22 protein-coding genes are annotated in these 21,553 nt (G+C 42.5%); 12 read left to right on the top strand and 10 right to left on the bottom strand.

Annotated features, from left to right (window positions below):
• Positions 1-6: 6 nt before the first annotated feature.
• A complete protein-coding gene (locus JZO70_RS15680; protein ID WP_207674609.1) occupies positions 7-1,185 on the top strand; it encodes a double-cubane-cluster-containing anaerobic reductase in 1,179 nt (392 codons plus the stop codon).
• Positions 1,173-1,940 carry an acyl-CoA dehydratase activase gene (locus JZO70_RS15685; protein ID WP_207674610.1) on the top strand — a complete coding sequence of 256 codons (768 nt, stop codon included), beginning with the start codon at positions 1,173-1,175 and terminating at the stop codon, positions 1,938-1,940. Before JZO70_RS15680 ends, JZO70_RS15685 begins: the two co-directional genes overlap by 13 nt.
• Positions 1,941-2,027: 87 nt before the next feature.
• On the opposite strand, the gene JZO70_RS15690 is transcribed toward JZO70_RS15685, so the two are convergent.
• Both JZO70_RS15690 and JZO70_RS15695 read right to left on the bottom strand, forming a co-directional pair.
• Positions 2,028-2,570 carry a DUF2922 domain-containing protein gene (locus JZO70_RS15690; protein WP_207674611.1) on the bottom strand — a complete coding sequence of 181 codons (543 nt, stop codon included), beginning with the start codon at positions 2,568-2,570 and terminating at the stop codon, positions 2,028-2,030.
• 55 nt (positions 2,571-2,625) lie between these two features.
• On the bottom strand, positions 2,626-3,009 hold the full coding sequence (locus JZO70_RS15695) for a hypothetical protein (RefSeq protein ID WP_207674612.1): 384 nt from the start codon (positions 3,007-3,009) through the stop codon (positions 2,626-2,628).
• 887 nt (positions 3,010-3,896) lie between these two features.
• Here JZO70_RS15695 and JZO70_RS15700 point away from each other — a divergent pair.
• The gene (locus JZO70_RS15700; RefSeq protein ID WP_207674613.1) at positions 3,897-4,847 is read left to right on the top strand and encodes a PLP-dependent cysteine synthase family protein; all 951 of its coding nucleotides are present in this window, start codon (positions 3,897-3,899) and stop codon (positions 4,845-4,847) included.
• A 102-nt stretch (positions 4,848-4,949) separates the two neighbouring features.
• A complete protein-coding gene (locus tag JZO70_RS15705; protein ID WP_207674614.1) occupies positions 4,950-5,501 on the top strand; it encodes a helix-turn-helix domain-containing protein in 552 nt (183 codons plus the stop codon).
• A gap of 115 nt (positions 5,502-5,616) precedes the next feature.
• Here the strand turns inward: JZO70_RS15705 and JZO70_RS15710 are convergent, their stop codons facing one another.
• Positions 5,617-6,309 (bottom strand): N-acetylmannosamine-6-phosphate 2-epimerase, encoded by a 693-nt coding sequence (locus tag JZO70_RS15710; protein WP_207674615.1) that lies wholly within the window; start codon positions 6,307-6,309, stop codon positions 5,617-5,619.
• Between the two features lie 196 nt (positions 6,310-6,505).
• Between JZO70_RS15710 and JZO70_RS15715 the strand changes: the two genes are divergently transcribed.
• The gene (locus JZO70_RS15715) at positions 6,506-7,483 is read left to right on the top strand and encodes a P1 family peptidase (protein ID WP_207674616.1); all 978 of its coding nucleotides are present in this window, start codon (positions 6,506-6,508) and stop codon (positions 7,481-7,483) included.
• A 134-nt stretch (positions 7,484-7,617) separates the two neighbouring features.
• On the opposite strand, the gene JZO70_RS15720 is transcribed toward JZO70_RS15715, so the two are convergent.
• The 6 genes from JZO70_RS15720 to JZO70_RS15745 all read right to left on the bottom strand — a co-directional run bounded on the left by JZO70_RS15720 (position 7,618) and on the right by JZO70_RS15745 (position 12,718).
• Positions 7,618-8,133, bottom strand: coding sequence for an Asp23/Gls24 family envelope stress response protein (locus tag JZO70_RS15720; protein ID WP_207674617.1), 516 nt, complete (start codon positions 8,131-8,133; stop codon positions 7,618-7,620).
• A gap of 12 nt (positions 8,134-8,145) precedes the next feature.
• Positions 8,146-8,334, bottom strand: a complete 189-nt coding sequence (locus tag JZO70_RS15725) for a DUF2273 domain-containing protein (protein ID WP_207674618.1) — start codon at positions 8,332-8,334, stop codon at positions 8,146-8,148.
• Between the two features lie 12 nt (positions 8,335-8,346).
• The gene (amaP, locus tag JZO70_RS15730) at positions 8,347-8,925 is read right to left on the bottom strand and encodes an alkaline shock response membrane anchor protein AmaP (protein ID WP_207674619.1); all 579 of its coding nucleotides are present in this window, start codon (positions 8,923-8,925) and stop codon (positions 8,347-8,349) included.
• A gap of 191 nt (positions 8,926-9,116) precedes the next feature.
• Positions 9,117-10,010 carry an SDR family oxidoreductase gene (locus JZO70_RS15735; protein WP_207674620.1) on the bottom strand — a complete coding sequence of 298 codons (894 nt, stop codon included), beginning with the start codon at positions 10,008-10,010 and terminating at the stop codon, positions 9,117-9,119.
• 123 nt (positions 10,011-10,133) lie between these two features.
• Positions 10,134-11,876 carry an ABC1 kinase family protein gene (locus JZO70_RS15740; protein ID WP_207674621.1) on the bottom strand — a complete coding sequence of 581 codons (1,743 nt, stop codon included), beginning with the start codon at positions 11,874-11,876 and terminating at the stop codon, positions 10,134-10,136.
• 155 nt (positions 11,877-12,031) lie between these two features.
• The gene (locus tag JZO70_RS15745; protein WP_207674622.1) at positions 12,032-12,718 is read right to left on the bottom strand and encodes a Fic family protein; all 687 of its coding nucleotides are present in this window, start codon (positions 12,716-12,718) and stop codon (positions 12,032-12,034) included.
• A gap of 475 nt (positions 12,719-13,193) precedes the next feature.
• On the opposite strand from JZO70_RS15745, the gene JZO70_RS15750 reads away from it, so the two are divergent.
• Together JZO70_RS15750 and JZO70_RS15755 are read left to right on the top strand one after the other, a co-directional pair.
• Positions 13,194-13,877 carry an RraA family protein gene (locus tag JZO70_RS15750; protein WP_207674623.1) on the top strand — a complete coding sequence of 228 codons (684 nt, stop codon included), beginning with the start codon at positions 13,194-13,196 and terminating at the stop codon, positions 13,875-13,877.
• 152 nt (positions 13,878-14,029) lie between these two features.
• Entirely contained in the window at positions 14,030-14,263 is a 234-nt protein-coding gene (locus JZO70_RS15755) for a type II toxin-antitoxin system Phd/YefM family antitoxin (protein WP_207674624.1), read from the top strand.
• A gap of 385 nt (positions 14,264-14,648) precedes the next feature.
• Here the strand turns inward: JZO70_RS15755 and JZO70_RS15760 are convergent, their stop codons facing one another.
• On the bottom strand, positions 14,649-15,110 hold the full coding sequence (locus JZO70_RS15760) for a DUF441 domain-containing protein (protein WP_207674625.1): 462 nt from the start codon (positions 15,108-15,110) through the stop codon (positions 14,649-14,651).
• Between the two features lie 179 nt (positions 15,111-15,289).
• Here JZO70_RS15760 and JZO70_RS15770 point away from each other — a divergent pair, with 179 nt between their 5' ends.
• The 5 genes from JZO70_RS15770 to JZO70_RS15790 all read left to right on the top strand — a co-directional run bounded on the left by JZO70_RS15770 (position 15,290) and on the right by JZO70_RS15790 (position 21,552).
• A complete protein-coding gene (locus tag JZO70_RS15770; RefSeq protein ID WP_242703970.1) occupies positions 15,290-16,651 on the top strand; it encodes an FAD-dependent oxidoreductase in 1,362 nt (453 codons plus the stop codon).
• A gap of 96 nt (positions 16,652-16,747) precedes the next feature.
• Positions 16,748-17,704: an aromatic acid exporter family protein gene (locus tag JZO70_RS15775; RefSeq protein WP_207674628.1), complete on the top strand. Its 957-nt coding sequence runs from the start codon at positions 16,748-16,750 to the stop codon at positions 17,702-17,704.
• 93 nt (positions 17,705-17,797) lie between these two features.
• On the top strand, positions 17,798-18,616 hold the full coding sequence (locus JZO70_RS15780; protein ID WP_207674629.1) for a DUF4097 family beta strand repeat-containing protein: 819 nt from the start codon (positions 17,798-17,800) through the stop codon (positions 18,614-18,616).
• Positions 18,617-18,920: 304 nt separating this feature from the next.
• Positions 18,921-19,955 carry a polysaccharide deacetylase family protein gene (locus JZO70_RS15785; RefSeq protein ID WP_207674630.1) on the top strand — a complete coding sequence of 345 codons (1,035 nt, stop codon included), beginning with the start codon at positions 18,921-18,923 and terminating at the stop codon, positions 19,953-19,955.
• A 139-nt stretch (positions 19,956-20,094) separates the two neighbouring features.
• On the top strand, positions 20,095-21,552 hold the full coding sequence (locus JZO70_RS15790) for an aldehyde dehydrogenase family protein (RefSeq protein ID WP_207674631.1): 1,458 nt from the start codon (positions 20,095-20,097) through the stop codon (positions 21,550-21,552).
• Position 21,553 lies beyond the last annotated feature (1 nt).

Here is a 21,553-nt window from a genome sequence, read left to right on the forward strand (position 1 = left end):
AGAAATATGGAATTACGTACAGAATTGCCTGAGGTATTTGACGAGTTCGGCGAAGCACGCCGCCAAGGATTTTTAACGGTTAAGAACCTCAAAGAACAGGGACAAGCAGTTGTTGGGGTTTATTGTACCTTTATGCCGGAAGAGCTGGTGATGGCCAGTGGTGCCATTCAGATCAGTCTATGTTCCACTTCAGATGAAACGATTCCGGATGCAGAAGAAGATTTGCCGCGGAATTTATGCCCATTGATCAAGTCCAGCTACGGCTTTGGTAAAACTGACAAATGCCCGTACTTCTATTTTTCTGACTTGGTAGTCGGGGAAACGACTTGCGACGGTAAGAAAAAAATGTACGAATACATGGAAGAGTTCAAGGATACTTACTTGATGCACTTGCCCCATAACCGAGACAGTGAAGCCAGCAAAAAACTATGGTACAGCGAATTAGTCGGCTTCAAAGAAAAATTAGAAGACTTTTTCGACGTGACCATCACCGAAGATCAAATTCGTGAAGCTATTAAGTTGAAAAATTACGAACGGCGGGCCAAACAAAACTTTTATCGTCTAGGACAACTAAATCCGCCAGCTATCAGTGGTACGGAAATTTTCCAAGTGATGTACGGCTCCCAGTACAAGTTTGACAAACAGGAAGTCATCCAAATGTTGGAAGAAACCACTCAAAAAGTGAAGACTTCTTACGAGGAAGGTAAAGTACTGCCGAAAAAACCAAGAATTCTGATTACTGGATCTCCAATGGGCGGCGTCACCGAAAAAGTGATCAAAGCCATTGAAGACAACGGCGGAATCGTCGTCGCCTTTGAAAATTGTACCGTTAGTAAAGCGGTAGAACGTTTGGTGGAGGAAGATACCGAAGACGTTTACCAAGCCTTGGTAGATAAATACATCAACATCGGCTGTGCCTGCATGTCTAATAACCAACCACGGAAAGATATGTTAAGCAACATGGTGGATGATTACCAAGTAGACGGCGTGATTGATATGGTACTGCAAAACTGTATTCCATTTTCTGTGGAATCGCTGAAGATCAAACGCTATTTAAATGAAGAAAAGGATACCCCATACCTTTATTTAGAAACAGATTATTCCACTTCCGATATCGAGCAGATTAACACCCGGGTGACTGCTTTTATCGAAATGTTAGAGGAAGAAACAGCATGTACTATCTAGGCATGGATTCCGGTTCCACGACTACAAAAGGGGTTCTTTTCTTAGACGACCAGTTGATTGATAAAGAACTGATTCCCACCGGCGGCAATCCTCGCGGAGCGATGGAGCAGATCGTGGATCAGTTTACGAACGAACATCAGCTGACGAAAGAAACATGTAAATTAATTACTACCGGCTATGGGCGCAAATTGATGGACAGCGACCTGGCGATTACCGAAATCAGCTGCCACGGCAAAGGGGCTGAGTACCTGCAGCCTGGCATAAAACAGGTAATCGACATTGGCGGGCAAGATTGCAAAACCATCCAACTAAACGGCAAGGGCACCGTGGTAGAATTCAATATGAACGACCGCTGTGCAGCAGGAACTGGCCGTTTCGTGGAAGTCATGATGCGCACACTGGGGGAAGATATCACCAAGCTGGATCAATTTGCTTCGCTTGGCAAACCAGTGACCATCAACAGCATGTGTACCGTTTTTGCCGAATCAGAAGTAATTGGCATGATCTCTAAAGGTGAAAAACGAGAAGATATTGCCTGTGGCGTGCTCCATTCCATCGCCAAGCGTATCAGCGGCCAATACTCCAAGCTGCGGCCAAAACGCGGAGAAGAGGTCCTGTTTACCGGCGGACTTTCTCGCAGTACTCAGTTCGCAGAAGTCTTAGCAACTTATGTTCATGCACCGGTGCATACCAACGAATTATCCCAATACGCTGGAGCCATCGGTGCGGCGTTAATTGGACAGCGAAAATTATAGTTTTGAGAAATCAGTGATTGCCTGAAAGGGCAGTTGCTGATTTTTTATATTCTGTTTTCAAGGAACGTGAGGGATTGATGGGATTCATCAACCAGGAGGACCTTGGCGCCGTCGTCTTTTGGCTATTTTGTTCTGGAACAGTTTTTTAACCACATTGGTGGAATGGTTCTGTTTACCTAGCATGGGTTCCTCCAACTTCAAAGCCTCCGGTTCATTTGTTCCTGGCAGATCAAGTGTTACTACGGGTGCTTCTGGTAGTTCTTTATAGGTAGGGCTGAATTGCAAAGGTTGTTCAGGAAGAGTACTTTCGATTACTTCTTTTTCCGGTTCAGCTAATTCAAGCGCTTTTGAATGCAAAGTCAATAATGGCTGATTTAATACAATCGGCTGATCGGGATCACCGAAAAATTCTCCTAGTTTGAAAATCGGTGTTTCCACGGTTTCGACAAACTTGGCACTGACAACTTCTTCAAACAAGCCGACGCCATCTTTTTCAAAAATATCCAGTTCCGTCAACAAAGTTAAGGCTTCGCGGATTTCTTCTGGGCTTTTCTCAATGTCGGGATTTTTGATATTTAGCGTATGTTTTTTTCCTTCACTGTTCAGGAAGGTACTAGCTAATTTAATCATTTTGATGTTCTCCTTTCGTTTTTTTGCGAGGGTGACGGACAATAATTTATCTTTCTCAAGGTACAGCAGTTTCAGTTGGCAAGAATTTGGCGATTTGTGACTTCACGGCAGACTTGGCTTTTTCGATAAAATTTCGGACAGGGAAGAGCTTCAGGCGCAGTATTTTCCATTCTTTGGCATCAAAATAATCGACGAAATAATAAAAGAAACGCTTCATAGTGCGACTGGCTTTGGTGCGTTTGAACAAATATCTGACTAACTCCTTTAAGGCTAGGGCAAATTCCTCAGCGCCCAATTGGTAGCGGACCCGTAAAGCCAGCACCAGCTGAATTGTGGTGGAGCTGTTTTGCGTTTCCTCGTAAAAGTTCATCAGGCGATGCTCGATGGTCTCTAATTTCAAGTTGAAAATTTCTTGGGGTGTGAACGGTTGTTTTTCCATAGTATGTTTCTCCTTTTTTATATTGTTTTCTGGTAGCTCAGCTTTACAGAAGTGCGCGATTCTGCCAAAGCTGGTGAGCGGGATATCGGTCGATAGTTGAAAGATAAACCATTTTTCAACATTCAGCAAATTCTCTAATTTTCAAGAAAACGCTTTAATTTTCGGAATAAAAAATGAAAAACGTTGATTTATCAGCATTTTCGAAAATTAGGATCACCTAAATCTATAAAATTAGAGGCGATAAAAAAAGTTAGCGAAAGTGCTGGAAATGGTTTTAGTAAGAGCCCCACACGTTTTACCACGCCTTGTTGTTTTTTATTTATCAATTCATAGGTGCTATTCCCCAGCTGGTGACTAAAAGATACACACTCTTGAGAAAAAAAGCTACAGGAGTTATACACCTAAAAAGTGAGTTATACACCTCTTTTTTCAAAGATCAATATGGAGAACTCGATTAAATCAACCCTTTTCAGAAAACACTTCCAGGTATAACTCCTGAAAAAATTATAACTCACGTTTTGATGAAAATGCTTTGAAAAATGCTATGAAAAAGCTTATATATCAACGATTGTTGAAGCTAATATATTTTCAACGAAGAAGCAAAAAAAGAGCGAATTTATTTGTGAAGTGAGGGATAAAATAGAAAATAAGCTTAAGAGATAGGATCACTTCATTGGAAATTGAACTGATCAAAGTTCTAGTAGTTGTTATTTATTAAAAAAAGCCAAGTCCTAAAGAGTCATTCATCAAAGAGTATCGGTAAAATCTCCTTCTATCACATGATTGAAAAATAGGTTAGTAAGCATTTCGGAAATGCTCTATATTGACTTTTTGGGCTATATAACGTACATTTGTTTCGTAGTAATCAGTAAGAAGGAGGCAGTAGGATGAATGTGTTTAGTAGTATTTTAGAGGTAATCGGCAATACGCCGATGGTTAAGCTGGCGCGTCTGACTAAGGAATTAGACGGGGAAATTTATGCGAAATTAGAGTATTTGAACCCTGGCTTTAGTAAAAAGGATCGTCCAGCGTTAGAAATCATCGAAGAGGCTGAGGATCAGGGCTTATTGACACCTGGGCAAACAGTGGTTGAATTAACCAGCGGAAATATGGGAACGGGTCTGGCAATTGTTTGTGGTATTAAAGGGTATCCTTTTGTTGCAGTTATGTCGAAGGGGAATTCTGTCGAACGTGCGCGAATGATGAAAGCATTAGGTGCTGAAGTAGTTTTAGTTGATCAGGCTCCCGGATCGCTAAAAGGACAGGTTTCAGGTGAAGATTTACAGCTAGTGGAAGAAGCAGCACAACGAATTACGAAAGAAAGAGGTGCCTTTCGCTCGGATCAGTTTGAACTAACTGGGAATCGGCACGCTCATGAACGTCATACCGGACAAGAAATTTTGGATCAAACCGAAGGGAAAGTAGATGTTTTTGTTGATTTTGCAGGATCTGGAGGAGCATTTTCAGGTATTGCCACAACTTTAAAAAAGTCTATCCCTGAAATCAGCTGTTACTTGGTTGAACCTGCTTCGGCTCCATTTTACGCAGATGAAGAAATCACGAATGCGAGCCATAAGATTCAAGGTGGGGGTTATTTACGAGAATTAAGCCTGGTGGATCGTGATTTAATTGATGACACTATTTTAATCAGTGATGATGAAGCGATACATTTCGCTAGAGAGCTGGCTCAAAAAGAGGGGATCTTCGCCGGATTTTCTTCGGGAGCTAATGTTGCTGCGGCAGTAAAGCTGCTCCAAACAACTGAAAAAGGAAAAACGATTGTCTTGACGATTAATGATTCAGGCTTAAAATACTTAAGCACTGATTTGTACGAGTAAAAAATAGCTGGTCTGTTATAAAATGTGATTTCTAGTAGACTTTTTCGCTATTATCTTGCAAGATAAGGTGGAGTGAAAAGTAAAATACGGGAGCCTAAAGTAATGAATAACTTAAATCTTGTCATTGGACAAAACATCAAGAAAATTCGAACGGAACGCGGATTTAGTTTGGATAAGCTTAGTCAATTAACTGGCGTCAGCAAAACCATGATCGGGCAGATTGAACGGGGCGAGTCTAGCCCAACGATAAATACGGTTTGGAAATTAGCCAATGGATTAGAAATTCCCTTTTCAGCCTTAATTGCGGAGAGTGATAAAGAAGTAAAGGTACTTAGCCGTGGGAAAATGGAGGCCTTGCCTAATAGCGATAAAGACTATTCTGTTTTCTCGCTGGTGCAAGCTGGTGGAGACAAAACATTTGAGCTTTTTTTAACTGAAATAGCCGTTGGAAAATCACATATTTCTCCAGCTCACAACAAGGGTGTAGAGGAGTTTATTGTTGTAAATAGCGGGATTACGGAGATTCGTGTAGGTGATGAAACTTTCCAATTAAAGACAAGTGATTTTATTCAGTTTAAGGCAAATGATGAGCATGAGTATAAAAATATCGGTGATAGCCAGCTTAGCTTAACGGTTTTAATCCATTATTCGTAATAAAAGCGGTTGGGCTGGGAACTGACTCTATAGGAAAAAGCGCGGTTAGAATTCAGCTAACTGCGCTTATTTTAGTTGCGAAAACAATATAAGTGTTTCGCAATTATTGAACAATCTATTTCTTTAAAGCCTCAATAAACCGCCCAGCTATCTCTTTTGGCCGGGTAATCGCTCCGCCAACCACAACTCCAACTACGCCAAGATCCTGCATTTTGCGAGCTTGCTCCGGCGTATGGATTTGCCCTTCGGCAATGACTGACATGCCTTCTGCCACTAGCGCGTTGACTAGCTCGAAATTAGGTGCTTCACTATTTGCGCTTTCTGTAGTATAGCCGCTCAAGGTAGTACCAATAAAATCAACGCCGGCTTCAAAGGCATTTTTGGCTTCTTCATAGGTGGCGATATCTGCCATCAGCAGCTGCTGGGGATATTTTTCTCGGATTTGTTCAATAAAGTCGTTGATGCTTTGTCCATCTGGTCGTTTTCGTAAAGTGCAGTCTAGCGCGATGACTTCGACTCCTGTAGTCATCAATTCATCAATTTCCTTCATTGTAGCAGTAATGAAGACCTCGCTGCCGGGATAGTCCCGCTTGATGATGCCGATCATCGGCAGATCAACTTTTTCTTTGATTTGATTAATGTCCCTCACGCTGTTGGCACGAATACCCGCAGCACCAGCTTCAGCGCCTGCTAAGGCTAGGTAAGGCATAATTCCGCCTTCTTCGGTGTATAAAGGTTCTCCTGGCAATGCTTGGCAGGAGACGATTAGGCCATCCTTAACCAGTTCAAGAAATTTTTCTTTCTCCATTTTTCAAATATCCTCCAATGTGTATTTTCGATTAAATCCTTCGAGCCGACTATAGCACACGCTTTCAGTCATGTAAATCCAAATGAAAAATATTCCAATATAACGTATAATCGAAAGTGAATATAAAATCATGATCTGAATAAGAGTCTCGATCAACAACCATTTAACCAAGAAAAAAGGGAAAGCAGGGGAAGAAATGACAGCGATCCAACCATTTTTTAGAATCGGCCAATATACCGATGAAGAAGCCATGACTGGCTGTACAGTGATTATCGCGGAAGAAGGAGCAACGGGCGGTGTCTGTGTGAGAGGCGGCTCGCCTAATACTCGCGATACCGATGCTTTAAAGTCGGAAAACAATCGGAAAGTTGTTCATGCAGTGACCTTATCCGGAGGTAGTGCCTTTGGTCTATCTGCTAGTGACGGTGTGGTGAAGTTTTTAGAGAGTCGGCAGATCGGCCGTGATGTTGGAATTGGTGTAGTGCCGAATGTCAGTGGAGCCAGCTTGTTTGATTTAGGTATCGGAAACAAAGGAACCCGGCCTGACAGCACCTTTGGATATCGGGCCTGTGAAGCAGCTTTTCGCAACGAACCCTTTTTAGCTGGAAATCATGGAGCTGGAACAGGAGCTAGTGTTGGGAATATTAATGGTTTAGAAAATGCCATGAAGGGTGGAATCGGCAGTCACACCATTCAGCATGGTGAGCTTTTTGTCTCCGCTGTGGTAGCCGTGAATGCGGTGGGAGATATTTATGACGAAGAGCAGCAGCAATTTTTGGCTGGAGCTAGAAATGGCCAGGAGATCGGCTGCTCGGAAGCCATTTTCTTAGAGCGTTATCTAGATTTGCGGGACATGTATTCTGGCAATACGGTGATTGGGTGTGTGATGACCAATGCGACCTTCCCTAAAGCGAAGGTTAATAAACTGGCGGATATTAGTCATAACGGGATTGCTCGCGCAGTTCGACCTGCCCACACCACTTTTGACGGGGATACTATGTTTGTCCTTTGTGCCAATCAAGTAGAAGCCACCTTTGAAGCAGTCTCGATCCTAACGGTGGAGGCAGTGCGCCAGGCGATTTTGGATGGGGTGAAAAAGGCCGAGACTTATGGCGATTATCTTTCATACAAAGATTATTATGCAGGGAAAAATTCGCAAACTTTCTCAGAATAAGAGTTGCCCAGCCGTCCAATCAGTTTGGGCGGCTGTTTTTATGCCTAGGACAAAACAAGACGCAAAAAAACGGCACAGCCGAGGCTGCACCGTTTCATTTCTTCTATTTAAGTCATACACATTTTAGCTGCGTATTATTCAACACGTGGTTCTGATTCCATAGCGTTACGTGCTTTGTCTGTTTGACGTGAAGCAAATTTGCCAGTTGAGTCAGCAGCGTTGCTTACTTTGTCTTGAACAGTTTCACTTTCGTCTTGGTATTCAGCCCGTGATTTAATATCAACAACGTTTACGTTGACTTCGATTACGTCTAAGTGAGTCATTTTCTTCACTTCTTCAATAATCAATTCTTTCATTTGGTCGTAGATTTTTTCGATATCTTTGCCGTATTCAGCAACAATATCCATGTCTACAGCAACTTGTTTTTTGCCGACTTCAGTATTGATACCAGCAGTTACGTCGTCGCTGTTCACAATTTTGTCCTTGATGTTAGAGAAGAAGCCTCCGTCAACTGTTAATAAGCCGTCGATGTTTTCCAAAGCAATTCCGATAATTTTTTGGATTACTTTATCCTCGTAAGTTAGTTCTCCGCGAACGTTAGTGTTTGTTGCTTGTGGTGTTTGTGTATTCATAGTTGTTTTGTTTTCCATGATAAATTCCCCCTATTTTTTTAAGTAATTGTCTAGTACGCCGTTGTCTTGTAAATATTTACCGACAGCGACACCGATTCCTGTAATAATGATTAATAAGATGGTTTTAAAGAAGCCGACTGTGAAAAACAGTACAGCAAGGATAAAACCGATCACCCCGAAAATAAGGGGCAACTTGTCTTTAGTAAAATACTCTTGCATCGTTTCCCCTCCTTATTCTACTCGTGGCTGATCCGAAGATGACGCTTGTTCTCGTTTTTGTTCCTCTTCAAATCCTACATATTTTACATCGACTAAAACTTTTTCATTTGGACCCAGCACACGCATGAGCTCATCTTGCATTTGTGCTGCCCAAAGATCCATTTTGCCGATCATTGATGATGTCCGGTTTAAGTTGCCTTTAACCTTGACTTTTATCTTATTATTTGTCGCTTTTACACTGACCTTGGGAGAGTTCATGAAGTCTCCTTGGTTGATACTTGTGCGGACATAGCCTTCTATGGCACGCTTATCAAGGGATAATTTTCCGTGGTTATCCTTAAGTGTAAATTTGCCAGTTGTTTTAGGGTAAAAGATAATGACCAAAATCGCAACGACCATCAATATGGCTAAAACAGCGCCAACCCAGAACAGGTATTGTTGGGCGAAGTAATTTGTCAATGTAAAATATCTTGCTGGACCTAGTTGCATTGGAATATTCACAATATGTGAATTAATAACAACAATTGATAGGAAAACTGATAGTAAAATCAGTGAGATAACAATTAGCAAAGACTTTAGACCCTTGTTCATAACAACCCTCCTTAACTTTCGTCAGATTAATTAATTTGTTTACAATACGATGATAAAATAAACCGGGTGCAAAGTAAAATGATATGCTCTATTATTGCTGGAAAGCTATTGACTTGTGATATGATTTATGCTTTAAAAAAGAGATGAGGACGGCCTTTCAGCCCTCTTCATCTCTTCAAAAAAATTCTTTTTTATAAATTAATCGGTTCGCCGCCGGTTACTCCATAAATTTGGGCCGTAACATAGCTGGCATCATTCGAAGCTAGAAAGACATAAACAGGTGCCAATTCAACTGGTTGTCCCGCTCGTTCTAATAAAGAATCCTGACCAAATTCTGGCAAAGCATCTTTCGGCTGACCTTGATCTAATTGCAGCGGTGTCCAGATTGGACCAGGTGCAACACCATTTACGCGAATGCCTTTTTCAGCTAATTGTTGGGCTAGGCCAACAGTAAAATTGGCAATCGCTGATTTAGTTGTTGCATAATCCAATAGATGCGGACTTGGGTCGAATGCCTGTACTGAGGTAGTAGTAATGATCGCACTACCTGCTGGTAAATGAGGCAAAGCAGCTTTAACTAAGGCAAACATGGAAATAATATTCACCATAAACGTATCTTTCACTTGCTCCATTGGCAATTCTTCAATTGAAGGCCATGAGATTTGTTGGGCTGAATTTAATACCAGCGTATCCAATCCGCCTAATTCATCCACCGCACGTTTCACGATTTCTTCAGGAGCTGATTCATCCCGCAGGTCATAAGCCAATAAAACAGCTTTGCGGCCAGCGTCTTCAATATACTTAGCAACTTCTTTGGCATCGTCTTCTTCACCTGGCAAGTATTGGAAGGCAATATCTGCACCTTCACGAGCATAGGCAATCGCTGCTGCTCGGCCGATTCCTGAGTCAGCACCGGTGATTAGGACCCGGCGGTTTTCTAATTTGTGATTTCCTTCATAGCTGTCTTCGCCGCAATCCGGTTTTTCCCGCATGTGTTCCTCTTGGGCCGGAGTCTCTTGATCTTGTTTGGCGAAACCTTCTTGGCGATACATTTTTCTTGGGTCTTTCAAAACTGGTTCTGTCATAAGTAAATCCCTCCTTTCTTTTCAGTCTAGCGAGAAGTTCTTAAATAACACAATAATGTGCTTGCTCAATTTACGGAACAGCAAAAAAACACGAGGGAATCAGAATTCCTTCGTGCAAATAACTTATTTGTCCCGCCATTTTCTATAACGGCGATAAAGACTTTCGGCTACTAAAAACAGAATCGAGACTGCCGCCGCACCGTAACCGAACATCCCAAGATTAGAGATGAAGGTCCCACCGCCTGGGGAAGTCTGAACTAACAGCGAAGAGCCGATCACTAATGCTGAAAGGATCAGGCCGATCACCAGCCGGTTCACCATGGCTTCGGCCCGTTCCAATAAGACGCCTTGATTCTTCAGCTCTAAATTCAGCTTGGCCTTGCCTTTAATGAAGGTATCCAGCACCGAGAGCGAATGACTCGGCAGCTTCGGTATCGCTTTGATGCTGGTAAGATAGTCCAAACCCGTTTGTCGCAATTCTTCCTTCAAGTCGAATTGTTCCAAAAAGTATTTTTGAGCAAACGGCGCGATCACTTCAAATAAGGAAAGCTCCGGATTTAGTTCCTCGATTACACCTTCAAGGGTGCCGAACGCTTTGATCAGCATCGTGATGGAATCATCAATTTGCAGGTTGTTGTTGTGACAAATCACCACAACCTGAGAGAAGACTTTTTGAATATCAATCTCCTTGACCGGCATGTTCAAATAACGCTTTAAGAATTCATCCAGCTCTTCATTGAACTTTTGCTCTGAGAAGGGGCCGGTTTGTTTACAGATTGCCAGAACGGAATTGGCGATCCGTTGGGTATCCTTAGAGTAAATGGCAATAATTACATTGCTCATCTTCAGCTGCATTTCCTTCGTGATGGAGCCCATCATGCCAAAATCGATGACATTTAAGCGGAAGGGACGCAGTGGTTCATTGGATGACAGATCAAAGTTGAAGGGGAAGGGACCAAATTTTCCTTCGTAATGCTCGTCCTGGGCATCTTGATCCTGCTGGTTTTCTTCTTCGGATATAAATTGCAGCAGCATATTCCCGGTATGAGGATCGGCATGGAAAAAGCCATCCTCAAAAACCTGCTTCATAAAGTGATCAATCAACAACGAGCTAATCTTTTCTTTTAGCTCCTGATTGGTGGTATCTGGATAGGCCAGCTCGTCTTCAGGAGAATTGACCAATTCCTTCAAATTGTCTCCTGGCATAAATTCCATCGACAGGACTTTTTTGGTAGAGTAGCTGTCGATCATTTTCGGCGAGCGAATTTCCTTCCAGCCATTGTTTAGTTCATAGAAGCGCTCCGCGTTTTCCAACTCTTTGCGAAAATCCAGTTCGTTAGAGAGGGATTCGCGAATTTCTTTTAAAATGTTTTTTAAGTCGACTACATTGCTTTCTGGAACCCAGCTGGCTAAGGGCAGGGCCTTTTCAAACAAGGAAAGATCGGTTTCGATTTCCTTATCAATGCCAGGATGCTGCACCTTAACTACCACGCGCTCATCATTTTTCAAAGTAGCATGATGGGCTTGGGCAATCGAAGCTGAGGCAAAGGGCTGCTGGTCGAAGCTGTTAAACAACTCTTCAATTGGCAGCTCCAGTTCGCTTTCCACCAGCTGCTTCACTTCAGCAAAGTCATCGGTTTTTACATTATCCTGCAACTTCCGCAGTTCTTTGGTGAAGTCGAGGGTAAAGATATCATTTCGCACCGACATCATTTGGCCGACTTTAATAAAAGTAGGGCCCAATTCTTCAAAAGCTTCCCGCACCTGGTCTGGGTTGGTTTGCTGAGTAATATTTTTTACGATCTTATATTTATTGGCAACGGCGATGATTTGTTTCAACCGCGCGGTTCTTCCTGAGCCAACCATAACGTTTCCCCTCCTTATGAGGTGATTGATTACTTCTATATTACAAGAAAATGGAGGAAGACACAAAGAAAGGTGGTAGGGAATTCTTTCGGAGTTAAATAAAATAAATAAGCGCCACAGCTTTCTAACTGGTAAAGAAAGTTGTGACGGAGTGTTTATTTCGATCTAGTGGGTGCAACGGCTAAAAATTCTTGAATGGCTTCTTCTTCTGAAACAAGGGCACCTTGAAGGCCGACACCGTAATATCCTAATAGTCTATCCATAAAGCAAAGGAATTGATGCCCAGTTGGCGGCATCAGATAATTTTGCGTTTGGAAAGCACCCAAAGCGTGGTTTGCCGCAATCAGAGCAGTTCGTTTATTGCCATCTGGAAAAGGCTGTAGTTTAGCCAGATGAGCAAACAATAACCATGCTTCCAAGTCAGATTGGGCAGAATTTTCCCAAAGAGCGATAATTTTGTCTAGATCTGTTTCATCTATTTGTGAAGGGGGATAATAAGAAACTACAGCACCCTTTTCACCAGGCCATAAAGCGACGTGAATCCGATCTCTAATCGGATCCAATAGCCCATCTCTCAAATGTCCCGGGGCATAGGGCTGCTCAGGACTATCGCCTGTAAACTGTGCGTTTATTGTGATAATAGCTTCTCTATTGAAAGGAATCTGCCTTACTTTCTCAATCGCTCGTACAGTATCCTCAAAGATAACGCGATCCTCATTATCTTTTCTTAGTGGTTCAACAGAGCCAGAGTCAAGGGCTGCTTTTGTTTGAGCAATAGTACTCTCATAGTCGTTAAATTGTCCCATCCGGGTAATAAATTTAGCTAGCTTTGCATGATCCATTAGAAATTTCCCTTCAGCTTTAGTAAACGGTTAGCAGTATATAATAATAAAAAAAGAAGCGAGTCATAAGCGACCCGCTCCTGAAGATGCCTCACCTAATGGAACAATCAAGGCTTGTTCTGCCTGTACATCTTCAGCAACTTAAATGTAACAAAGAAAGGTGATAGTGTCAAAGTAAAAAAAGGTGGCGCAGGTTTATTAAAGGATCAACACTACTAATCATTTCACCTCTTCTAATTTTCTAAAAAAGCTGAAAGGGGAAAACAAGTTTAGTGATTTTGGTAAATTAACTCTGACGATTGAAAAGGCCCTTTTGAGCTAAGTTTGAATCCGCCGGTGATAAATTGAGAGACTAGCGACACTTAATCGGAAAAATATGTAAGTGAAAATCCAAGCTGCTTCTCCTCTTAATTATGCTAAACTAATAGAGGATTAATAAATGGATAACTATTCAATGGAGCAAAGGGGGAAGACCATGAACAAGGGGAAAATCGGTTTTAGAATTGGCGAGGACATTAGACGTCCTGAGGATACTTCAATCTTTCAAAAATTATTGGATTTTGGTACACCTGCTCTTAGTGACGGACTTAATAAATTCAATACACTAGACTCAAGAATTAAGGCTATCTCGCAAGGAGTAAAATTGGCAGGACCTGCAATTACTGTCAAACTCAGACCGGCGGATAATTTAATGCTGCACAAAGCGATTGATATTGCTAAAGAAGGAGACATTATTGTCGTTGATACTGGAGGCACCGAAAACTATTCAGTCATGGGAGGCTTGATGTCCAGTGCGGCTTTCAAGAAAAAAATCGGTGGTTTTGTGATTGATGGGGCGATTCGTGACGTGGAGGAATTAATGGAAAAGAAATACCCTATTTTTGTCAGAGGAGTAACACCGGCAGTTGGAGACAAAGAGGGGCCAGGCGAAATCAACTATCCCGTCAGCTGCGGCGGTGTTGTTGTGATGCCGGGAGATTACGTAGTAGCAGATGACAATGGGGTGGTAATTATTCCGCCAGATCATATCGAGGAAATTGTGAGTGGAACTGAAAAGAAGTTAAAATATGAAGCAAATAGAGCGCTTGAAATTGAAGAAGGAACGATCACTAAACCTGATATTGATGAGAAGCTTCGTAAATTAGGTGTGCTGGATTAATTGAAGTGAAGGGTTAGTAAGCCTTGGCTGCTTACGGTAGGTCGACCCATTTCTGCTAATTTGCTAAACTTTACAAGGAATGCAGTTTGAGAATAGTCTGCTGTAAATTGATCGTAAACTATGATGCAATAAGTTTGTGGAGTGTGAGTTCTATGATGAATATAAAACCTGTGTCAGATTTAAGAAATTACAATAAGCTACTTAAAGAAGTTACAAAAGATCGGCCTGTTTTTTTAACTGAAAATGGACGTGGTATGTATGCGATAATCAATATTGAAGAATATGATCGTTTAAAAGCAAGCATAGAAATTGTTGAAAAACTCAAGGAGGCCGAAAGTAGTGGAGTAGTTAGTCTCTCTGATGCTAAGAAGAGATTTGGACAGTGAGTTATACAGTAGTTCTTACAAACGATTTGAATGCTGACTTGGAATAATTTAGTTCTTATTTAACTGATAAATTTTCGGAAAAAATTTCAACTGAAGTTATTAGTCAGCTCTTTAGCACATTTGATTCAATGGGAGAATTTCCCAAAAAAAGGAAAAGATGCAGCGACTTTAATGTTTACCCTACAAGGATACATGTATTTACCTCTTGAGAAAAATGTTCTATTTTATTCAATTGATGAAGATTCAAAGAAAGTGATGCTATTACGATTATTTTCTGTTAATGAAGAGTACGTGGAGAAATTTAAAGATTTTATCGGTTGAAAGGTCAAAGCTGAAAATTAAATTTTACCAAAAAAGTTGGCGAGAAAATCTCTCACCAACTTTTTCATTTCGTCGTAAACACCTGAAGTGCCTGCATAATGCAATAAGTAATTCCTGCTGCGATCACCGGGCCGGCTGCGACGCCTTTTAGAAACACAACACCCATAATAGTACCGAAAACTAATGCCACCGTTACTTCCGGGGATGAAGCGATCAGTCCAACTCCGCGCGCGGATAGCATGGCAACTAAAACGCCGCAGATCGTAGCTACCCAGCCTAATGGGGACTTCAAGGTATCCAACAAATCCTTCAAGACAATGTCTCCCGTAGCAATCGGAACCAGGATGGTAGCGGAAATAAGTGTAACGCCCCAATTTATCCCCTTTTGATTTAAGATAGTCAATATTTTGTCTGATTGCGGCAATAATTTAAGGGCTAGTACAGCCAGTGTGGCAATCAGTAAGCTTTGATTTTTTGCTAAAAATGCAACTAATAGAATAATGCCAAGAAATAGCCAACTTTCCAATGAAATCCTCTCCTTTACAGAGTCTACTATACAAGAAATCCTGCCCAAGTGCGACCACAAATTGCTAACTAGATAACAATTGTTCTAAAATACCAGGCAGATTTTACTAGTTTTGAACAAATATGGCGTAGAATTGTAGTTGTACGATAACGTACAAAGAATTTTAGGAGGGATACAATATGAAGGTTATCGTTTTAGGATCTTCCCACGGCGGCTATGAAGCAGTCGAAGAACTTTTATTGGCGCAGCCTGATGCAGAAATTCAGTGGTATGAAAAGGGCGACTTTATCTCATTTATGGGGTGAGGCACGCAAATGTATCTTGAAGGAGTCGTAAAAGATGTGAATTCAATTCGCTATGCGACTGCTGAAGAGATGGAACAACGCGGGGTCCGCGTTTTCACAAACACTGAAATTACCAAAGTAGAGCCTGACAAACACCAAGTAGAAGTATTGAACCACGTTACAGGAGAATCACGGGTGGAAAGCTACGACAAATTGATTTTAAGTCCAGGAGCGAATCCGTTTATCTTGCCAGTTCCAGGGAAAGACCTGGGCAACATCAAGACCATGCGGGGACGCCAGGATACAATCGATTTGAAGATGCTGTCAGTTGATCCAGAGATCGAAAACGTTGTTGTAATCGGCGTTGGCTATATCGGAATCGAAGCAGCGGAAGCATTCGCCGTGTCTGGCAAGAAAGTTACTTTAGTGGATATCATCGATCGGCCATTAGGGGTTTATTTGGATAAACAATTTACCGCCGTTCTGGAAACAGAAATGGTGGATCACGGCATTAAGTTAGCAATGGGTGAATCCGTTGTGGAATTTGTCGGCGATGAGAACGGCAAAGTAACCAAAGTTGTCACAGACAAAGGCGAATACCCAGCTGATATGGTAGTCATGTCTGCCGGCGTACGACCAAATACTGCCTGGCTGAAGGATGCAGTAGAGTTATTGCCAAACGGAATGATTAAAACGGACGAATACATGCGCACCAGTGAAGACGATGTCTTTGCAGTAGGTGATGCTACTTTGATCCAATACAATCCTGGCAATACGGCAGTCAATATTTCCCTGGCAACCAACGCCCGACGTCAAGGTCGTTATGCGGTTCGCAACTTAGAAGAAGCGAAATATCCGTTTCCTGGCGTGCAAGGATCTTCTGCTTTACGTGTTTTTGATTATAAATTTGCCTCAACTGGTTTAAATGACCAAATGGCCAGCAAACTAGGAATTAAAACCAAATCGGTTTTCTTGGATCAAGATACCTTGATGGACTTTGTTCCGCAAAACTTGAAGACAAGAATGATGTTCAAGCTAGTTTACAATCCTGAAAATCTGGAAATTCTAGGGGCGCAAATCATGTCTAAGGAAGATTTGACTGCCAACATCAATGCGATTTCGATTGCCATTCAAACTCATTTCACCGTGGAACAATTGGCGTATGCTGATTTCTTCTTCCAACCAGAATTCGATACACCATGGAATCTGTTGGGAATGGCTGGTTTGAAGGCCTTGCAACAAGAAAACAACGCATAAACGGTTTACAGGCTGCACTGAATAGTGTAGCCTTTTTTATGGGCAGCACAAAAGTGTGGGCTCAACGAAACAGTACATAGAAGGAGTGGAAAAGGGATGAAAATCGGGTTACGGACGATTAAAACAGCAATAGCCGCTCCGATTGCGCTAATGCTGGCCAATATGCTGGGCTTGGAAAGTGCGACAGCAGCGGCAATCATCACGGTGCTGAGCGTCACCAACACCAAACGCTCCACCGCGAAAACGGCTGTGAATCGAGTGGTTTCTTTAACCTTAGCCACAGCGATTGCGGCTTTATTCTTTTCGCTTTTCGGCTTTACTGCCTTTGCATTTGGTTTGTATTTGCTCTTATTTATTCCGCTGTCGGTCCAGATGAAGATTGGCGAGGGGATTTCCGTCAGTTCAGTGTTGATTACCCATTATTTAGCTAGTGAAAGTCTGGCCCCATCGCTGATTTTAAATGAATATTTGCTGATGATTATTGGCGTCGGTTGCGCGCTAGTTGCCAATCTCTATATGCCTAATACCGAGAAGAAAATCAAAGAGGACCAGCAGGTAGTGGAAGTCATGATGAAAAAGCTGCTGTCGAAAATGTCGGATTCTCTCAACCAAATTACTAGTGAGGAAGTCTTGATTGAAGAATGCCAGTCTTTGGCGCAGTTCATCAAGCAGGCGCAAAAGCGGGCGCTGCAGTTTGAGGAAAATCGCCTGTGGTCACCCATCAGCTATTATTTTGAATATTTTGCCATGCGGCGTTTGCAAGTGAAAAACATGTCCGACATGTTGCAGGTCTTGATTCAATTAGATGCCACAGAGAGTGAAGCGCAAGAGCTGCATGAGTTGTTTGATTTCACTGCCGAGACCTTGGCCGAAGACAACGACGGTCAGGAAATTTTGCGGAAAATCGAAGAGACGTATCAGCGCTACCGGGAAAAAGAACTGCCGGAAAATCGCCAAGCCTTCGAAAATCGGGCGATGCTGTTTCATTTATTCCAATTATTCCAGGATTTCATTGAGATAAAGGCTGGCTTTTATCGAGATATGACAAGATAAGCGGGAAGTCTGAGAGAAAATCGGTCTTATGACCTAGGAAAAAAGACGCTATTTCCTTTACTATTAAAGAGAGGGAAATAGGAGGAGTTTAAGATGAAAAAAATTACAGTCGGGGTAATATTAGTTGGGTTAGCTATAGTAAGTATTTCAAGCATGGTTTTTCATAATCGATCCACCAATAAAACATATGAAGCTGAGACTACGATTAAGAGCCTTGTCATAGACGACAACAATACGCCGATTACAGTAACGGGAACCAATGGAGATACTCTTACGATCCAGTATAAAGAAACGCGCAATAATAAATATAAAATAGAAGAAGATCGTTCCGAGTTGGTGTTTGAACGAAAAACAAATTGGCTGCCGTTTAATTGGTTTAATTTCGGCGGTGACTCCGGTGAAATAGTTGTAGAAGTTCCGAACGATCAACTAGAGGAATTAACCATATCAACTGGCAATGCCCCTGTTTCGGTTGAAAATCTGTCACTGGAAAACGCCTTTATCGAGACGTCTAACGGTGAAATCGAAGTATCTGATTTAAAGGTTGACGACATTCTGTCAGCCAGAACTACCAATGCGATAATCGTTGCTTCTGAATTAACCTTTGTGGACGGAGAATTTATCACTAGCAATGGTCAAGTTGAAGCTGATCAGCTGGAAGGTGAAACGATCATGTTGGAAAGTACGAATGCCGATTTGAATTTTGACAAGGTGAAAGTGACTAGTCTGCTGTCTGCTGACAGCAGTAATGGCCATATTAAGGGTAATATAATCGGCAAACAAAGTGAGTTTGAGATATACTCTGACACCTCCAATGGGAAAAATATCCCTGGTAACACAGATGTCACAAGGGATAAAATGATTGAGGCAGACACCTCGAATGGTGACATTGTAATTGAATTTAGTGAATAAACAGCAGGTAAGGACAAGCGAGTTTCGCAGGTCCTTGCCTGTTTTATTTTCGAGTTCTTTCCTTTTGCCAGGTGCCAGCAATGGAGCTGCTTAGTTTGTCGGCGGAAAAATAGCAGCCGATTATTTTAAGTTACGATAACACAGCACCGAAGCTAGATCGTTGTTTAGTCTTCGGTGTTTTTAGCTTTGATGTGGGGAGTTATATTTTAGCAATTGACTTGGGAAAAGCTTTTAGTTCGTATTGAAAGATAGATCCTGCTTCGGGTATAATCAAAGGAATTATGGAAAAGATAGTGGGTTGGCTATGAATCGCAGAGAGTATCACAAACAAAATCAAAAGGGAAATCGTAGAGGTGCTATTATTGTCACCGGCATTTTGCTGCTAGTGGCAGAGGTGATAGGGGTTCTATTTGTTATTAATTATCCTCAGATGGAGGTCAATGGCCTCAAAAGTAAAGCAAGCCGGACGGTTAAGGTGGTTCAGGAAAAGTCGGTTAATCTAGCTTTAAACGGTCCGGAGCAAATGAATATCTACTTGGGAAGGGAGTACCAAGAATTAGGGGCTAAGCTAGATGGCAGCCAAGGAACTAAACTGCAGGATCAGCTGGAAACTAGCGGAACGGTTGACACGGATACTCCCGGCAGCTACGAGATTACTTACAAAGTAAAGGATGACACCGGTGCGGTTCATCAAGCAAAAAGAAGAGTGAATGTGGTGGAAAAGCGGATTTACTTAACCTTTGATGATGGACCAGATGAAGCTGTAACGCCGCAATTTTTGGAAACACTGCGGAATGCTCATGTAAAGGGCACGTTCTTTGTAACCGGGCACGGGCCGGATCAGCTGATCAAACAAGCTTATGATGAAGGGCATACGATAGGTTTGCACACCTATACTCATGATTACGCGACTGTTTACGCTTCGGTGGGGAATTATTTCAGCGATTTGGACAAAGTGGCCCAGCGAGTCAAAGCCATCACGGGGGAGGAAGCCAAAATTATTCGCTTTCCTGGCGGGGGCTCCAACAGCATCAGCGCCAGCTATTCAAAAGGGATTATGACCACTTTGACCGCGGAAGTTCAAGCTCGTGAATACCAATATTTTGACTGGAATGTTTCCAGCGGAGATGGCAGCAATCAAGCCTCTGCCGATATTCCATATCAAAATGTGACGACCAACTTAGTTGATGGAGCAGATAATGTTGTTTTAATGCATGATACGAAACAAACTAGTGCAGATGCGTTGAAACGAATCATCGATTTCGGCCTTGCCAATGGCTATGCCTTTGAAAAATTGGAAATGGACAGTTTTACTGCCCATCATGGTGTGACGAATTAGTAAAACCAAAACTTTTTAGAAAGAAGCTGTCTGATCAGCTTCTTTTTTGTTCTTTGAGAACATGAACGCTCGCTGAGCCTATTCTTTGCATTCAAATGAAACCGTATTCTATCATGGGGGAAAGAAAGGTGGAGAATGCATGGAGACATTTGACAAACAGTTGATTGCCGGGAAATGGCAAGTTGGAAATGATAATGATCACGTTAATGAGGACAAAAATCCCTACAACCAAGAAACGCTGGTGACGATACAAGGAGCTAGTACGGAGGATGTGGATACCGCTTATCAAGCAGCTAAAAAGGCCCAAAAAGAATGGATGAAGAAGACGCCGCAGGAACGCAGTGCCATTATTGAAAAGGCGGCAGATTTGATGGAGGAGCACCAAGACGAAATCATCGAATGGCTGATCAAAGAAGGCGGTGCAACCCAAATTAAAGCAGGGCTTGAAGCAAGTCTAGCGCAAGGAATCACTCGGGAAGCAGCGACTTTCCCAATGCGTTCGGAAGGCAAAATACTGCCCACCAATACACCAGGAGAAGAAAGCTTTGTGACTCATCGTCCGTTGGGTGTCATCGGAATTATTAGCCCGTGGAACTTTCCGTTTCATTTAACGATGCGTTCGTTGGCTCCAGCCTTAGCAGCTGGAAATGGTGTGGTGATTAAGCCAGCTAGTGACAGCCCGGTGACAGGCGGCTTATTACCAGCGAAATTCTTTGTGGACGCTGGCGTGCCGGAAGGTTTAATCAACGTAACTGTCGGCAGCGGCAGTGAGATTGGTGATTACTTTGTAGAGCATCCGATTCCAAGTTTTATTTCCTTCACTGGTTCAACCGCTGTAGGGAAAAATATTGCCAGCCATGCCATGAGCGGCCAGAAAATCAAACAGGTAGCCTTAGAGCTAGGCGGCAATTCTCCGTTTATCGTGTTGGAGGATGCTGATTTGGAAGAAGCGGCTCAAGCTTTAGTGGTAAGTAAATTTATGCACGCGGGCCAAATCTGTATGGCAGCCAATCGCGCCATCGTAGTAGAATCGGTTTTTGATGAATTTGTGGAAAAAGTCGTAGCTCGCGTGAAAGAATTGGCGGTTGGCGATCCTGCCAAGGAGGAAACAGTGGTAGGTCCAATCATCAATCAAAAACAAACCGATCAGATTCTAGAAATTGTGAAAAAAGCCAAAGAAGCCGGAGCTGAGTTCTTAATCGAAGGTGGCGTGGAAGGACAAGTAGTCGAACCTTCTGTGTTGATCTCGGAAGATCCAAGCCTAGAGATTTTCCACGAAGAAATCTTCGGTCCAGTGTTGCCGATTTTGAAAGTGACAGATACCGAGGCAGCGATTGAAGCCGCCAACGATACTGAATATGGTTTGTCTAGTGCTTTATTCACCAAGGACCTGAACAAAGGACGTCTGTTAGCTAATCAAATCGAGGCCGGCATGTGCCATATCAATGGTCTAACCGTTGATGACCAGCCAAATGCCCCATTTGGCGGGGAGAAAAATTCCGGGATCGGCCGCTTTAACGGCGAGTGGGTACTGGAAGAATTTACTCGCGTGCAATGGGTAACGACGAAATCTGGCAAAGGCCAATATCCATTTTAAG

Origin of the sequence: Candidatus Enterococcus moelleringii, from assembly GCF_017377575.1 — a bacterium.
Taxonomy (GTDB): domain Bacteria; phylum Bacillota; class Bacilli; order Lactobacillales; family Enterococcaceae; genus Enterococcus_A; species Enterococcus_A moelleringii.